This window comes from Saccharopolyspora hirsuta, from assembly GCF_008630535.1.
GTDB lineage: Bacteria > Actinomycetota > Actinomycetes > Mycobacteriales > Pseudonocardiaceae > Saccharopolyspora > Saccharopolyspora hirsuta.
In genome coordinates, this window is the sequence record NZ_VWPH01000027.1 from 1 (window position 1) to 13,148 (window position 13,148).

The window sequence follows — 13,148 nt, forward strand, 5'->3', positions numbered from 1 at the left end:
ACCAGTTCAAGCGTCTACGGATCCGCTGGGAACGCCGAGCCGACATCCACCTTGGCCTCATGCACCTGGCCTGCGTCCTCGTCTGCTACCGCAAGCTGCCGACTTCATTATGAAACCAGCTGTAAGGCTGGTTGGTTCCAGTGAGCGCGCCGACGATGCGGCGGGCGAGCAGGTAGGGGTCTTGATCGTCGAGGGGCACGTCGCTGCCGGGGAAGGTCTTGTCGCCGACGGAGTAGGGGTTGCTCGCGGCGGCGGTGGTCAGTGCGCCGGTTTGGTCGACCATGATCCAGATGGCGGTGCCGTCGTTGAGGCAGAACTCGTGCATCGAGCCGATGTGCGGGTCGCGGGTGGTGATGCGGACGCCGCTGCCGAGGTATCCGGCCTGACGGTTGGGATCCACGGTGCGCCAGCGCTGGTCGGCGCGGGCAACCCCGCGGGGATCGTGATCGGCCAGGACCAGCTCGGCCAGGGCCCGCTGGGCGGCATAGTCGAGGTCGAGGTCGTCGTCGCGCAGACCGAGCGGTTGGTCGACCACGTAGACCGCGGTGCGGGGCTCGTCGTCGGTGCCGAGCCGGGCGAACAGGTGGATGAGCACCATCTCGTCCTTGGCGGGGGTGCGTAGCGAGCTGTGCAGCATGCTCATCACCACGCCCCGCAGACGGGCCTGCCCCTGGCTCGAGAGGTCGGCGACCATCAGTCCATGCATCGGCCCTGTTCTACCTGCTCCTGGCGTGCGGGGTTGGCATCGCGGCGGGCGAGCCGCTCAGGATTCCTGCCGTGGCGATTCGGGCAGTGCCAGTGTGGCGGTTCCGTCGGCGAGCGAGACGATCTGCAGGTGTGGGCTGGGGCCACGCACGATTGCGCTGCGCCCGTCCGCGGCGACATCCAACGTCCAGCCCTGCTTGGCTTCGGACACCGCGGGTTGTTGATCCCAGAGGTCGGTGACGTAGATCTGGGGGACCGAGCGCAGCCAGCTGGCCCGGCCGAGGCTGCGGCTGCGGGGTGCGGTGCGTCCGATGGCCCAGTCCCACTGCGGCGCTTCGCCGAGCTCGAAGGTCACCGTGTTGGACTCGGTATCGCGGTGGGTGGTGGTGATGGTCCATACCCCGGCGATGCGCCCGTCGGCGATGGCCATCAGCTCGTTCCCGTTGCGGTCCAGGGCCGCCCGGGAGATCGTCCACGACTGATCGAGACAGGCCCGCAGCGCCTGGTCCGAGCGGGAATCCGGGTCGGGCAGAAACGAAGTGACGTCGACGGCCAGCACGGGGTCCCTTTCTGCGTGGTCAGCGGCTGTGCTGCGGGCGGGGTGGGGAGAGAACGTCGTGCAGGCCGATGCGGGTGAAGATGACCCCGGTGGTCAGACCTGGCGCGTGGAGGGCATAGCGGGAGTCGATGGCCATGGAGATCCCCAGCTCCTCGCACGCGGGCAAGACCACGCGCAGCGAGGGGGCCGAGATGCGGTACGGGTAGTGCGCCACGGCCACGAGCTCGCCGTCGCGGTACCACGCGTCATGGTGGTCCATCCCGGTCATCGCCCGCTCTCCGACCGGGCACAGCGACTGGTCGGCCAGTGGAAGATCAGGGCGTCGGCGCTTGGGCTGGCCTGGGCACGAGCGCTGGACCAGCCGGCAGGGGCAAATGATCCCCGCGGGCCCTGCGTGGTCGTAACGTTGGGTGCGCAGGCCGCGCTCGTGCATCACGGCCATGATCTGCGCCTCGGCCTCACACTGTTCCTGCCGACTCATATCCAACGTTCCCGAGCGCGTGATGCGGTACTGCGAGGGCATCTCAGCTATCCGGGTTTTGGCTGCGGTACTCGCCGGGGCTGTCGTAATGCTCGACGTTGCCGCCGATGACGGCCAGTACCGACACCTGCGGTCTGCTCGTCGGCAGCTCGATCAGGTCGGTGACGAGCTGATCGACGACATCGACGGCCTCGTCACGACCGCAACAGCGGCCTGAAAACAGTCAGCCCCGGTGTCAACCAGACTCTGGGCAGACCAACTAGGTTGGGGAAGAACAGCGGGCTGGGCACGAAGCGGGTGTCGGAGGCATCGATGTGGAAGACGTCGGCGTAGGGGGCCAGCCGGGCGACCTCCACGCCGAGATTGGCCAGGTCGGCCGACCACAGCGACACCTCCACCGCGAGCCGGTCGCGCGGGTACAGGTCAGCCAGCGGCAGCATTGCGGACCACCTGGGTGGCGGTGGAAACGGGAAAGTGGGCGCGGCAGTGCTCGACGGAGCTGGCGATCAGCTTCAGCACCTCGGTGGAGTCGTCCTCGAACCGCGGGTAGACCTCCAGGATCACCGAGATGTCGGCCAGGTTGTTGTCGGCCAGGCAGGTCGCGAGCGCGCCGACGTCGAAGGTGCCCTGCGGGTGCGGCCAGCCCCAGTGCGGGTCGCCGTGGCCGTCGGTGCTGTCCAGGTGGATCTGCCGGATGCGCGGACCGAGGTTGTGGATCCAGCTCTCGATCCCGGCGTCGGCGCCGTGGAGCCGCTGGAACAGCGCGTGTCCGGTGTCCAGTGTGAGTCCCACGTTGTCGACCCCGCGCCCGCGCAATGTGTTCAGCAGGGTCTGGCAGTGGTCGATGTAGGCCGGGTACTCCCGCAGGATCGGGGTCGGCTCGACCAGCAGCTCGCGCACTCCGACGTCAGTGGCGTGGCGGGCGAGTCGTTCGAGGTGGTCGACGAGTTCGTCCTGGCGGTCGGCTCGGCGGTCGGGATCGGCGGCGTCGGTCTCGCTGATCGTGCCCATCGGGCCGCCGACGGCCGGAGCGCCGAGTTCGGCGGTGAGGTCGATGGCGCGCTGCCACCAGGTGAGGGCGGCGGCAGGGCGTCGGCGTCCGGGTCGAGCAGACCGCTGGGCACGTAGTGCGCCAGCCCGACAAAGCACGAGTCGATGATCAGGCCGTGGGCCGCGGCGGCGTCGCGAACCCGGCGGGCCAGCCGGGCGCGCTGCTCATCGGGCCACCAGGGGCCGAGCAGGTCGAAGGTGAACTGCACCCGGTCGAGGCCGAGGTCTTCGCGGACGAACGCGGCCCAGCGTTCCGGTTCCGGCATCCGCTTGACGGCGAAGCAGAGGTTGACGCCCAGGGGCATGACGGCTCCTTGTCGAATCGGTGGTGGAATGGAGGGCTTGGTCAGGGGACGGGCGTGAGCGCGTCGAGGTGGGCGCGCAGGAGGGCGCTGAGCTCGTCGATCGAGCGGGCGATGCCGCCGTTGAGTGAGTAATCGATCATCAGGTTGTTGGAGTCGGTGCCGCCGAAGCGGCGCGAATCGGTCTGCAGGCCGAAGCAGTGCGCACCGCGGGCGCGGCCATCCCCAGTTCCACGCAGCCGCCCTCGTCGGGGACGCGGCCGTCGAGGATGAACACGAAGATCGCGCATTCGGCGATCGCGGTGCAGTCCAGCTCGTAGAGCCGGCGTCGGATGGTGTCCTCGTCCAGGCCCTGGCGGACCAGCGGGGCGGCTTCGCCGCCGTCGCGCTGGGGCAGAAAGGTGTCGGGGCCGAGGGCGCGTACCGCGGCGTCGACGTGGAGGTTGAAACCTTTCTCCGCGTCGCAGAACAGCGGTGCGGCGATATATGCCTTCATGGGAATGCTCCTCAATCGAGGGTCGGTAGGGGTGGTCAGCTCGCGACCGCCGCGCCGATGGTGGCCAGCGCGGCGAAGAACTCATGAGCCCGGTGGTCGGGGTATCGGCCCTCGCGCATGGCCGGGATGTAGAACTCCTGGACCCGATCCCAGGTCCAGGGCTGCTGCTCGAACTCGGCCTCGACGCCGTTGTTGACCAGGGACGTCCAGCGGCGCAGGCAACTGGGACACCGGCCACAGTGCACTGTGCTGCCATCGGTGCGGCTGCAGGAGAACGTCAGCAGCAGGTGCTCGACCGGCAGGTTCTGCGCGAGGTACCACGCGATGATCTCGGTCTTGGTCATGTCCCAGAACGGGCTGTCGACTCGGGTCGGTTGCTGCGAGAAGCGGGCGATGAACCGGCCCATGTCGGCGAACGCCTCACGGCTCTTGTCGAGGGTGTGGTCGCCTTTGACGCCGATGCACCACACCATTTCCGCGCGGTTGGCGGCGAGCATCGCCAGGTGCACGTTGCGCAGCGGGATGATCGCGTCCCCGGCCTCCCACGCCCCGAGCCGGAGTTCGTCGCTGATCTCGACCTCGATGCCGGCGGCGTCGGAGAGCGCGGCGATGGCGGCGCGTTCCTGGCTGGCGTAGCGGTGCCCGAGGTCGAAGTACAGACCCGGCGGGCGGCCGAGATAGTGCCAGGCGGGATAGGAGTCCAACCCAGCGGAGAACAGCAGGACCTCGGGGATCCGGTTCTCGGTCATCGCAACGCTCCTGTCTGGATGGGCAACACGGGCGCGAGCAGTTCGTCGATCTCGGCCAACACGCTCGGCGTGGTCCGGGTGCCGACCCGGATCCGCTGGATGCGGCCGGGGAGGGCGTCGGCGAGCAGCCGGTAGGCGTGGCTGTAGCGAGGCAGGAACAACAGCCGTTCCACCGAGCCGGGGTTGCCGCCGCCGTGGCCTCGGGCGATGGCGCGTTCGCGGGCCAGCGGCCAGGGAATGTCCAGCCACAGCGCGACATCTGGTTGCAGGAACCACGGGGCCGCGACCGCCCGAACCTGTTCCAGCAGCAGCGTCGGGTCCACGTCGGGGTGTTGCTCGGTCAACACCGCCAGGGCGTAGGCGAGCTTGGAGTACACGCCGTGGTCGATGACCACGACGTCGTGCTCGGCCAGTGCCGGCCGGTAGAGGACCCGGTGGTTGTAGGACTCCCGACACAACCGCAGCAGGACGTCGACCGTGGCGTGGTGCGCTGCGACGTAGCCGCGAAGACCCTCGCGCCGGCGCAGCGGAGCTGTGTCGAGCATGTCCGACAGGCGTTCGACGACGCCATGGCGGGGGCCGTAGTGCAGCACACGCGTCGAGAACCCCGCGGCGGTCAGCCGTGCCGCCCTGCGCGGTGGCGGTCGTGGTCTTTCCGCCGCCCCAGATTCCTTCGACGGTGATCAGCACACCGCGGGCGGCCTCGTACGGTGGCGGATCGGCTCGGCCGGCGACAAGGTCAGCGTGCGGCGGGTTCGCCGAGGAGGAGCCGAACTCGTCGCGACGCTGCCGTTGCCTGGTGACCTTCGTCGACGAGGGCCTTCAGCTCCTTGGCGTCCTTGACTTCGGAACCGCACCAGGGGGCGCCCACCTGCATGCATCGGCTCGGCGCCGCGAACTGTCACAGGAGGTCGTAACCGCTGCTAGATCCGCCTGGAAGCGCCCTGCTGATTGACATGGCTGCATCCTGCATGCAGGATATCTCCGATCGAGCGCGACAACCAACGGAGGTTGCCCATGACCGTGCGCGCCCCTGACTCACTGTCAGCCATCAACGCCGTGCAGCGCCGCAAGGCGATTACCGCTGCCTGCATCGGGAACTTCATCGAGTACTACGACTTCGTCGTGTACGGCTACTTCGCCACTGTCATTGCGAAGTTGTTCTTCCCCAGTAGTGACACCGCGGCCAGCCTGCTTCTGACTTTTGCCGCGTTCGCGGTCAGCTATGCGGCGCGCCCCGTCGGCGCGCTGATCTTTTCCCACCTCGGCGACAGGCACGGCCGCCGCACGCCGCTCGCGGTGTCCGTGATCCTCATCGCCGTCTCGACCACCGTGATCGGTCTCCTGCCCACCTATGGCCAGATCGGCATCGCGGCGCCGCTGATCCTGACCTTCGCGCGGATGGTGCAGGGCATCTCCGTCGGCGGCGAGTACGGCGGGGCGACCTCCTTCATCTCGGAGTACTCCGCGAGCCGCAGACGCGGGTACTACACGGGCTGGCAGACCTTCACGATCGGCCTCGCGCTGTTCACCGGTGGCGGGGTGGCCACCATCCTTTCCGCGGGCCTGTCCGAGCAGGCCTTGAGCTCCTGGGGATGGCGGCTGCCGTTTCTGGTCGGCGTCCCGCTCGGGCTGATCGGCCTGTACCTGCGGATGCGCCTGGGCGAGACGCCGCACTTCGAGGCCGCCCGCGCGCACGCCGATGTCGAGCGGGCGCCCTTGCTCGCCGGCATCCGGCGGCAGTGGCGCTCGCTGGTGATCGGCATGGGCGTGGTCGTCACGCCGGCGATCTGTATCTATATCCTGTTTGTCTACACCCCGACTTACCTCGGACAGGTGGTCGGCCACAGCCGGTTCGAGGCCCAGGCCGCGAACCTCGCCGGGCTGGCGTTCTACTGCGCGCTCATTCCGTTCTTCGCGCGGCTGAGTGACCGGGTGGGACGCAAGCCCCTCATGATCGCCGGCACCGTGGCGCTCGCGACCGTCACCTACCCGGCGTTCCTGATGCTCGGCAGCACCGACTTCCTCATCGTCGTCCTCGGACTGTGCCTACTCGGTCTCGCGTTCGCCCCGCACTCCGCGGTGATGCTGGCCGTGGTCGCCGAGCTGTTCCCGACGCCGGTGCGCTACACCGGCCTTTCGCTCAGCCTCAACATCCCGGTGACCCTGCTCGGCGGGACCGCCCCGCTGATCGCGACGTTCCTCATCTCGTGGTCCGGTAACCCGGCCGCACCCGCCTTCTTCGTCATCGCCGGGGCGATCGTCTCACTCGTCGCGGCGCTGGCGGCCCGCGAGACCGCCCATTCCGACCTGATCACTGCCTGACAGAAGGGAAAAGTCCTTAATGCGCCTGCTTAATGTGGCCGGCCGCGCCGTCCTCGAGACCTTGGACGGCCGGGCCGACGTCGCCACCGCCAGCCTCGGCCGGTTCGGTCCCGACCCCCAGTCCCTGTTCGGGGAATGGGACGCCTTCCGCGCGTGGGCCGAAACGGCGCGACCGGACCGCGGCCGCGAGCCGGTGGGACCGCTGCTGTCTCCGGTACCGCGGCCATCACAGGTTTTCGCGGTCGGGCTGAACTATCACAGCCACGCGGAGGAGACCGGTCTCGCCGCGGCGACCGGGCGGCCGCTGACCTTCACCAAGTTCCCCAGCAGTATCGCCGGCCCCGGTGGCGACCTGGTGCTCTCTGGCGACCAGGTGGACTGGGAAGTCGAGCTGGTCGCCGTCGTCGGCAGGCCCGCTCATCGCGTCGCCCCCGAGAAGGCCTGGGATCACATCGCGGGCCTGACGGTCGGCCAGGACTTCTCCGATCGAGCCGTGCAGATGGAGGGGTCGCCGCCCCAGTTCTCGCTGGGTAAGTCGTTCCCAGGCTACGGCCCGCTAGGGCCGGCTCTGGTGACCGCCGACGAGTTCGACGACCCCGACGACCTGCGCCTGACGTGCCAGGTCAACGGCGAGACGGTGCAGGAGGGGCGGACCAGGCTCATGATCCATCCGGTGGCGCGGCTGGTCTCGGCGCTGTCGTGGATCTGCCCGCTCAGCCCGGGAGACGTGATCTTCACCGGCACCCCGGACGGTGTCGGTATGGGTCGCAAACCCCCGCGCTATCTCAAACCCGGCGACACCGTCGTCACGACGATCGAGGGGATCGGCACCATGACCCATCGGTGTGTGGAGGAGGCGGAATGAGCGGCCGCAGGATTCCCCGCTGGTCCGACCTCGCCCCGTTACTGCGGCCTAAACCCGTTGCCCTCAACGGGACTCGGCGCCGTCTCGCCAACGCCGCGACGGTCGACGACCTGCGCGCCGTCGCGCGGCGGCGCGCGCCCCGTGCGGTGTTCGACTACACCGACGGGGGTGCCGGAGCCGAGATCTCGATGGCGCGGAACCGGGCGGCGTTCGACCGGATCGAATTCCGCCCCGCGGTCCTGCACGATGTGTCGAATGTGGACACATCCGCCACGATCCTCGGGCAGTCCGCCGCCCTGCCGATAGCGCTTGCGCCGACCGGGTTCACCCGCATGATGCACCACGAAGGGGAAGTCGCCGTCGCCAGAGCAGCGGCGGCCGCCGGCGTGCCTTACGCGTTGTCGACGATGGGCACGACCTCGGCCGGCGACCTGGCGGCCGCCGCGCCGCAGACACGCCGGTGGTTCCAGCTGTACCTGTGGCGAGACCGCGACCGCAGTATCGACCTTGTCCGCGCCGCGGAACGCGCCGGCTACGAGGCGGTCGTGCTCACGGTTGACACGCCGGTCGCCGGGTCACGGCTGCGCGATGTCCGCAATGGAATGACCATCCCGCCTTCGCTGACGGCCAGGACGTTCCTCGACGGGGCGCTCCGTCCGCACTGGTGGCTCAACCTGCTAACCACCGAGCCGCTGCAGTTCGCGTCGTTCAGCAGCTGGGAGGGCACGGTCGCGGACCTCGCGAATCACATGTTCGACCCGTCCGCCACGATCCAGGATGTCGCGTGGCTGCGTGAGACCTGGCCCGGCAAGCTGATCGTGAAGGGGGTTCAGCGGGCCGAGGACGCCAAGGCCGTTGTCGACGCCGGTGCAGACGCCGTAGTCGTCAGCAACCACGGCGGGCGCCAGCTCGACCGCGCCCCGGTGCCGCTCGAAGAGTTGCCCTCGGTGGTGGCCGCGGTCGGCGACCGCGCCGAGGTATACGTCGACGGCGGAGTCCAGTCCGGGGCCGACGCGGTGGCCGCGGTGTGTCTGGGCGCGACCGCGGTCCTGGTCGGCCGCGCCTACCTCTACGGGCTGATGGCCGGCGGGGAGGCCGGGGTCCACCGGGTACTGGAGATCCTCGCCGCCGAGGTGCGGCAGACGATGCAACTGCTGGGCGCGGCGTCGGTGAAGGAGCTGACGCCGGGCCAGGTCCGGTTGCGCTGACGGGTCGCGCCGGATCAGGCGGTGCTCGACTCCTCGCGGTCGCGGCGCCGCCACTCCCGGCGTACCCGCTCGGCCAGGTTCTCCAGGTGCACCGTGGCGGCGCGCCCCGCGGCCTCGCCGTCGCGGGCGGAGAGTGCGGCCAGTATCAGCGCGTGCTCGGGCACCGCCTTGGTCTGGTCGGAGCTCCACGCCGTGGAGTAGGTCGCGAGGATGACCCGGGCCTGCACCCGTTCCAGGTGCTCGACGAGGCACTCGTTGCCACAGTGGGTTTGGACCTGCTGGTGGAACTGGAAGTCGGCCTTTCGCGCGACGCGCGTATCACCCCGCTTCACCGCCGCATCGAACTCGGCATGAATGCTGCTGAGCACGTCGATGTCGCTGTCCGCCAGCTGTGGTGCGGCCAGTCGTGCCGCCAGCCCCTCGAGCGGTGCGCGGACGGCGAGCGCGTCGAGCAGGTCACCCCGGCCAGCGGTGGGCACAAACGCGCCGCCAGGGGTGAGGGTCATCAGACCGTCGGTGGCGAGACGCTCGACCGCCGCCCGCACCGGACTCCGGCTCATGCCCATCTCCGCCGCGAGCGACACCACGCTCACCCGCCGCCCCGGCGCGAAACCGCCTTCCAGGATCCCGTCGCGCAGTTCCTGGTACGCCAACTCGGTCAGCGATTTCGGCCGGGGAACCCGGTCGACCACGTTCACCTCTCCCAACACCTGCACTGAGTCTTGCATGTAGCATACAGTGCGCTTCCGCGATTCAGGGCAAGATTCCCGCGCTGGTGAACCCGCCGTCTACGACGAAGACACTACCCGTGACGTACCCGGCCTCGTCGGAGCACAGGTAGGCGACCGCGTTCGCCACCTCCTCCGGTCTGCCGTACCGCTTCATCGGCACGGCATCTTCCCACGCCCGGCGCACGTCCGAGTCGTGCTGCGTCGCCGCGAGCGGAGTCTCGATCGGGCCCGGCGCGACGACGTTGACCCGGATCCCGTATTCGGCCAGCTCGACTGCCATGACCGAGGTCATGGTCACGATGCCGCCCTTGGCCGCACCGTAGGCGGTGCGGCCCGCATTGCCCCGCAGGCCGGACACGCTGCCGATGTTGACGATCACGCCGCCACCTGCCGCGGCCATCGCGCGAGCGCACGCACGCCCCGCGAGGAACGTGCCTCGCAGGTTGGTGCGAACCACGAGGTCGAACAGCTCGGCCGAGGTCTCGAGAAACGGCGCGACCCGCCCGATCCCCGCCGAGTGCACGAGGCAGTCGAGCCGGCCGTACGTACGCACCACGGCAGCCACGAGCGCATCCACCTGGGCCTCGTCCGTGACATCGACGTGCACGGGGTGGAGGCCGGGCCCGGGTGCAGGCTCGGTCGCTTCGGCCGAGAGATCCGCGGCCACGACGGTCGTACCGTCCGCGACCAGCCGCTCGGCCACAGCGGCACCGATGCCCGACACCCCTCCGGTGACGATCGCGACTTTCTCGACGCTCATTGCGGTTGTCCCACGACGGGCGGCCGATGCGGGTTCAGCTTGCCTTCGCTGATCGCCTTCTGTTGGTGCGCCGTCTCGCGGTCGATCGCGCGCCGGTCGCCACGAATTCGTGCCTCGAGCATTCGGGCCGCCGTCGGCATCAGCACGCAACTGCCGGGTGTGCCGTGGCTGTGCGCCGACGGGGCCCCCTGAGCGGGGACCGCCGGCGCGGACCCGAGCAGCGTGCCGCCGAACCTCCGCCGTGCGCGGCCGCCGCACGCAATGCAGGTCGTGGCCGTGGGAATCTCGTGAGCCGCCCAGTTTTCTTGGCGGCTCGCGCACTCGGTACAGGCGTACTCGACGAGGATCATCGCCTACACCTCACGAGTAGTATTCGGGTGCATGCGCGAACTCCGGCCACTGATCCGGGTCGTGCGGCACCCAGATATCCGCCTGCCAGGCCTCGGCCAGCCGCTTGATCTTGCGGATCGACCAGATCGCCTGCTCGGTGTTCGCGTCCGGCGAGGCGGGCAGTTCGGCCTCGATCGCGTGAGTGCTGTGCACGGTGTCGCCGGCGATGATGAACGAGCGATCACTCAATTGAACGAACAGGCTGGCGTTGCCCGGAGTGTGGCCGGGACAGGCCAGTATCCGGATGCTGCCGTCGCCGAACAGGTCGAAGTCGCCGTCGACCTCGTGCCAGCCGATCGCGCGGATGGGCTCGAAGTCGGCCTGCCGGAAGAACGCCGCGGCGGCCGGGTAGGGCCAGTAGCCGTACCCGAGTTCACCGCGCTGGATGAAGAACTTCGCTTGCGGGAACAGCGAAAGCCCGCCGGTGTGGTCGAGGTGCGTGTGCGACAGGATGACATGCGTGATGTCCTCGGGCCGGAACCCGATCGTGGCCAGCTGGCGATCGATGCGCTGGTCCGGCGTCATCTCGATGCCGGCCTCCTCGACCAGTTCGCCGTAGATCAAGTGCGGGTCGTCCGCGGCTTCGGGAACGAGGCCGGTGTCGAAGAGCACAAGCCCACGTTCGTGCTCGATGAGGAACGTCGGCAGCGGGACGGTGAGCCTCCCGGTGCCGCCGACGATCAGTAGGCTGTTCTCCAGGGTCATCCTGGCCCCGTCTAGTGCCCACAGCCGCTTCGCGTGCGTTGTTGCCTGCATGGACATCCTCCTTGATGCCATTCGGTTTCGTCGGATTTCAGGCGACCGTGCTCCCACCGTCCACGACGACCGAGGCACCGTTGATGTGCCGCGCGTCCGCGGAAAGCAGGTGGGACACGGCCGCCGCCACGTCGTCGACCGTGCCGTACGGCACCGCGACGGCGCGCTTCACCTCGTCACCGTCGGCGCCTGACAGCGCCTGGGTGCCTTCGTTGATCGCGCGGATCATCCTCGTTTCGATGGGACCGGGCAGCACCGCGTTGACCCGGATCCCGGTGCCGACGACTTCCAGCGCCGCGACCTTCGTCAGCCCGAGCACCGCGTGTTTGCTTGCGATATACCCCGCGAGGTTCGCGCGGCCACGGATCGCCGAGGTCGAGGCGGTGTTGACGATCACGCCGGACCCGGCCTCCACCATCACCCGGAGCGCTGCGCTGAGCCCCAGGAAGACACTGTGCACATTGATCCGCATAACTCGTTCGAAGACGTCCTCAGGATAGGACGTCAGCGGCTGTATCGCGCCCTCGATGCCGACGTTGTTGACCAGCGCGCCGAGTCCACCGTGCCGGCTCGTGACGTCGCGGACCAGCGCTTCGACCTGTGTGCGCTCGGTGACGTCGACCTCGCGGGCCTCGGCCGTGGAGCCGGCGGCGGCCAGCGATCCGGCGACCTTCTCGGCCGCGTCGCCGTCGCGGTCCACCACGATCACCGTCCACCCATTCCGGCCGAGGCGCCGGCAGATCGCGGCGCCTATATCGCCGCCACCGCCGGTCACGATCGCCGCCCCGGCTGCGGTCACGGCACACGCCGTTCGATCAGCCGCCGGTCTTCGACGCCGAAACCACCACCGTAAACCGGTGTCTTCATGAACTGTGCGCTGAGCACCTCGGGCTGGAGTTCGGTGAGCGGGTCGAACCGTGAGGGGAGCAGCTGCATGTCAACGCGCCCGCGCACCGGTTTCGAGTTCTCGATCGGGGTGCGCCGGTAAACGACGTCGGCATAGGCGACCCCGACGCCGTCGGGTTCCGGCAGCCGCCGCACGTGCAGCTCGCCGCCCGGCTGCTCGTCGTCGTCGGTGAGCAGGACCAGTGGCGCGGCCGCATCGGGCGTGAAGGAGAACGCGGCGAGGGGGATCGACCGCCGGGTGACCGAGCCGCTGACGCTGCCGTCTTCGGCCTCGAAGAACTCGAAGTCGCAGTCCTTTTTGGTGTATCCGAACAGCTCGCGCCCCGCGACGATGCCCATCGGATCGCTGCAGTACATGTAGATGTGGGTCTGGGTGTACAGGTCGCGGTAGCGGACGGCGACGGTGACCATGAGGTCGAACATGCGGCCGCGGTGGAGGGACAGGGTATGCCCGGGCGAGAGCATGAAGCGGAACGCCACCCGGTCGTTGACCAACTCGAACCCGGTGTCCGCGAGCAGCTTTTCCAGTTTCCCGCGGTCGACCTTGGTGACCACCTCGAGAGTGTGGATCCCGGTCTCCCATTCCAGCGGATACGCGGGGGAATAGGGCGGGTTGACGCCGCCACCGGGATGCATGTCGAACCGACCGAACATCGCAAGTGCCTCCTCATCGGAACAACTGCGAGCATCCTGCATGCAGGATGCAACTCCTGTCAAGCGCGTCGGCTCGGTCTATTTACAACTCGTTTCAAAATGATCGGCGCGTCTGCTGGCCGTAGTTGATCAAGTGTGGGCATGCTGATGTGGTGATTGAGAAGTTGGTTCCCGACAGTCTGTGGCAGCGGGTGGAGCCGTTGCTGCCGCC

At 68.8% G+C, this 13,148-nt stretch carries 18 protein-coding genes; 4 read left to right on the top strand and 14 right to left on the bottom strand.

Annotated features, from left to right (window positions below):
* Positions 1-85 precede the first annotated feature (85 nt).
* The 3 genes from F1721_RS33945 to F1721_RS33955 all read right to left on the bottom strand — a co-directional run bounded on the left by F1721_RS33945 (position 86) and on the right by F1721_RS33955 (position 1,532).
* Positions 86-694, bottom strand: coding sequence for a hypothetical protein (locus tag F1721_RS33945; protein WP_150070956.1), 609 nt, complete (start codon positions 692-694; stop codon positions 86-88).
* A 69-nt stretch (positions 695-763) separates the two neighbouring features.
* Positions 764-1,264: a hypothetical protein gene (locus F1721_RS33950; protein WP_150070957.1), complete on the bottom strand. Its 501-nt coding sequence runs from the start codon at positions 1,262-1,264 to the stop codon at positions 764-766.
* A 19-nt stretch (positions 1,265-1,283) separates the two neighbouring features.
* The gene (locus F1721_RS33955; RefSeq protein ID WP_150070958.1) at positions 1,284-1,532 is read right to left on the bottom strand and encodes a hypothetical protein; all 249 of its coding nucleotides are present in this window, start codon (positions 1,530-1,532) and stop codon (positions 1,284-1,286) included.
* A gap of 301 nt (positions 1,533-1,833) precedes the next feature.
* Here F1721_RS33955 and F1721_RS35490 point away from each other — a divergent pair, with 301 nt between their 5' ends.
* Positions 1,834-1,962 carry a hypothetical protein gene (locus F1721_RS35490; protein ID WP_281288846.1) on the top strand — a complete coding sequence of 43 codons (129 nt, stop codon included), beginning with the start codon at positions 1,834-1,836 and terminating at the stop codon, positions 1,960-1,962.
* Here the strand turns inward: F1721_RS35490 and F1721_RS33960 are convergent.
* From F1721_RS33960 to F1721_RS33980, 5 genes are all read right to left on the bottom strand, one after another.
* Positions 1,940-2,185: a beta/alpha barrel domain-containing protein gene (locus tag F1721_RS33960; RefSeq protein WP_246155525.1), complete on the bottom strand. Its 246-nt coding sequence runs from the start codon at positions 2,183-2,185 to the stop codon at positions 1,940-1,942. The two genes, F1721_RS35490 and F1721_RS33960, sit on opposite strands and share 23 nt — an antisense overlap.
* Positions 2,169-2,894, bottom strand: coding sequence for a sugar phosphate isomerase/epimerase family protein (locus F1721_RS33965; protein WP_211840742.1), 726 nt, complete (start codon positions 2,892-2,894; stop codon positions 2,169-2,171). Before F1721_RS33965 ends, F1721_RS33960 begins: the two co-directional genes overlap by 17 nt.
* Before the next feature lie 345 nt (positions 2,895-3,239).
* Positions 3,240-3,608 (bottom strand): nucleoside 2-deoxyribosyltransferase, encoded by a 369-nt coding sequence (locus F1721_RS33970; protein ID WP_211840743.1) that lies wholly within the window; start codon positions 3,606-3,608, stop codon positions 3,240-3,242.
* A 20-nt stretch (positions 3,609-3,628) separates the two neighbouring features.
* Positions 3,629-4,342 carry a 7-cyano-7-deazaguanine synthase gene (locus F1721_RS33975; RefSeq protein WP_150070959.1) on the bottom strand — a complete coding sequence of 238 codons (714 nt, stop codon included), beginning with the start codon at positions 4,340-4,342 and terminating at the stop codon, positions 3,629-3,631.
* The gene (locus tag F1721_RS33980) at positions 4,339-4,935 is read right to left on the bottom strand and encodes a dTMP kinase (RefSeq protein ID WP_211840744.1); all 597 of its coding nucleotides are present in this window, start codon (positions 4,933-4,935) and stop codon (positions 4,339-4,341) included. The genes F1721_RS33975 and F1721_RS33980 overlap by 4 nt, the downstream gene beginning before the upstream one ends.
* 424 nt (positions 4,936-5,359) lie before the next feature.
* On the opposite strand from F1721_RS33980, the gene F1721_RS33985 reads away from it, so the two are divergent.
* The 3 genes from F1721_RS33985 to F1721_RS33995 are packed head-to-tail and all read left to right on the top strand — an operon-like array spanning position 5,360 to position 8,740.
* Complete coding sequence (locus tag F1721_RS33985; protein ID WP_150070960.1) at positions 5,360-6,667, top strand: MFS transporter; 1,308 nt, start codon at positions 5,360-5,362, stop codon at positions 6,665-6,667.
* Between the two features lie 19 nt (positions 6,668-6,686).
* Positions 6,687-7,532, top strand: coding sequence for a fumarylacetoacetate hydrolase family protein (locus F1721_RS33990; protein ID WP_150070961.1), 846 nt, complete (start codon positions 6,687-6,689; stop codon positions 7,530-7,532).
* Positions 7,529-8,740, top strand: a complete 1,212-nt coding sequence (locus F1721_RS33995; protein WP_150070962.1) for an alpha-hydroxy acid oxidase — start codon at positions 7,529-7,531, stop codon at positions 8,738-8,740. Before F1721_RS33990 ends, F1721_RS33995 begins: the two co-directional genes overlap by 4 nt.
* Before the next feature lie 14 nt (positions 8,741-8,754).
* Here the strand turns inward: F1721_RS33995 and F1721_RS34000 are convergent, their stop codons facing one another.
* The 6 genes from F1721_RS34000 to F1721_RS34025 all read right to left on the bottom strand — a co-directional run bounded on the left by F1721_RS34000 (position 8,755) and on the right by F1721_RS34025 (position 12,937).
* Positions 8,755-9,438: a GntR family transcriptional regulator gene (locus F1721_RS34000; RefSeq protein WP_211840745.1), complete on the bottom strand. Its 684-nt coding sequence runs from the start codon at positions 9,436-9,438 to the stop codon at positions 8,755-8,757.
* A 55-nt stretch (positions 9,439-9,493) separates the two neighbouring features.
* A complete protein-coding gene (locus F1721_RS34005) occupies positions 9,494-10,231 on the bottom strand; it encodes an SDR family NAD(P)-dependent oxidoreductase (RefSeq protein WP_150070964.1) in 738 nt (245 codons plus the stop codon).
* The gene (locus F1721_RS34010; protein ID WP_150070965.1) at positions 10,228-10,581 is read right to left on the bottom strand and encodes a hypothetical protein; all 354 of its coding nucleotides are present in this window, start codon (positions 10,579-10,581) and stop codon (positions 10,228-10,230) included. The genes F1721_RS34005 and F1721_RS34010 overlap by 4 nt, the downstream gene beginning before the upstream one ends.
* Positions 10,582-10,591: 10 nt before the next feature.
* Positions 10,592-11,326, bottom strand: a complete 735-nt coding sequence (locus tag F1721_RS34015) for an N-acyl homoserine lactonase family protein (protein ID WP_150070966.1) — start codon at positions 11,324-11,326, stop codon at positions 10,592-10,594.
* An 88-nt stretch (positions 11,327-11,414) separates the two neighbouring features.
* Complete coding sequence (locus F1721_RS34020; RefSeq protein ID WP_150070967.1) at positions 11,415-12,176, bottom strand: SDR family NAD(P)-dependent oxidoreductase; 762 nt, start codon at positions 12,174-12,176, stop codon at positions 11,415-11,417.
* Positions 12,173-12,937: an acetoacetate decarboxylase family protein gene (locus F1721_RS34025; RefSeq protein WP_150070968.1), complete on the bottom strand. Its 765-nt coding sequence runs from the start codon at positions 12,935-12,937 to the stop codon at positions 12,173-12,175. Before F1721_RS34025 ends, F1721_RS34020 begins: the two co-directional genes overlap by 4 nt.
* Positions 12,938-13,148 lie beyond the last annotated feature (211 nt).

Excerpts from the sequence above, each read along its gene's own strand:
- F1721_RS33945 (WP_150070956.1), bottom strand. The coding sequence starts at position 694 with ATGGTCGCCGACCTCTCGAGCCAGGGGCAGGCCCGTCTGCGGGGCGTG.
- F1721_RS33955 (WP_150070958.1), bottom strand. The coding sequence starts at position 1,532 with ATGACCGGGATGGACCACCATGACGCGTGGTACCGCGACGGCGAGCTC.
- F1721_RS35490 (WP_281288846.1), top strand. The coding sequence starts at position 1,834 with ATGCTCGACGTTGCCGCCGATGACGGCCAGTACCGACACCTGCGGTCT.
- F1721_RS33960 (WP_246155525.1), bottom strand. The coding sequence starts at position 2,185 with ATGCTGCCGCTGGCTGACCTGTACCCGCGCGACCGGCTCGCGGTGGAG.
- F1721_RS33975 (WP_150070959.1), bottom strand. The coding sequence starts at position 4,342 with ATGACCGAGAACCGGATCCCCGAGGTCCTGCTGTTCTCCGCTGGGTTG.
- F1721_RS33985 (WP_150070960.1), top strand. The coding sequence starts at position 5,360 with ATGACCGTGCGCGCCCCTGACTCACTGTCAGCCATCAACGCCGTGCAG.
- F1721_RS33990 (WP_150070961.1), top strand. The coding sequence starts at position 6,687 with ATGCGCCTGCTTAATGTGGCCGGCCGCGCCGTCCTCGAGACCTTGGAC.
- F1721_RS33995 (WP_150070962.1), top strand. The coding sequence starts at position 7,529 with ATGAGCGGCCGCAGGATTCCCCGCTGGTCCGACCTCGCCCCGTTACTG.
- F1721_RS34005 (WP_150070964.1), bottom strand. The coding sequence starts at position 10,231 with ATGAGCGTCGAGAAAGTCGCGATCGTCACCGGAGGGGTGTCGGGCATC.
- F1721_RS34010 (WP_150070965.1), bottom strand. The coding sequence starts at position 10,581 with ATGATCCTCGTCGAGTACGCCTGTACCGAGTGCGCGAGCCGCCAAGAA.
- F1721_RS34015 (WP_150070966.1), bottom strand. The coding sequence starts at position 11,326 with ATGACCCTGGAGAACAGCCTACTGATCGTCGGCGGCACCGGGAGGCTC.
- F1721_RS34025 (WP_150070968.1), bottom strand. The coding sequence starts at position 12,937 with ATGTTCGGTCGGTTCGACATGCATCCCGGTGGCGGCGTCAACCCGCCC.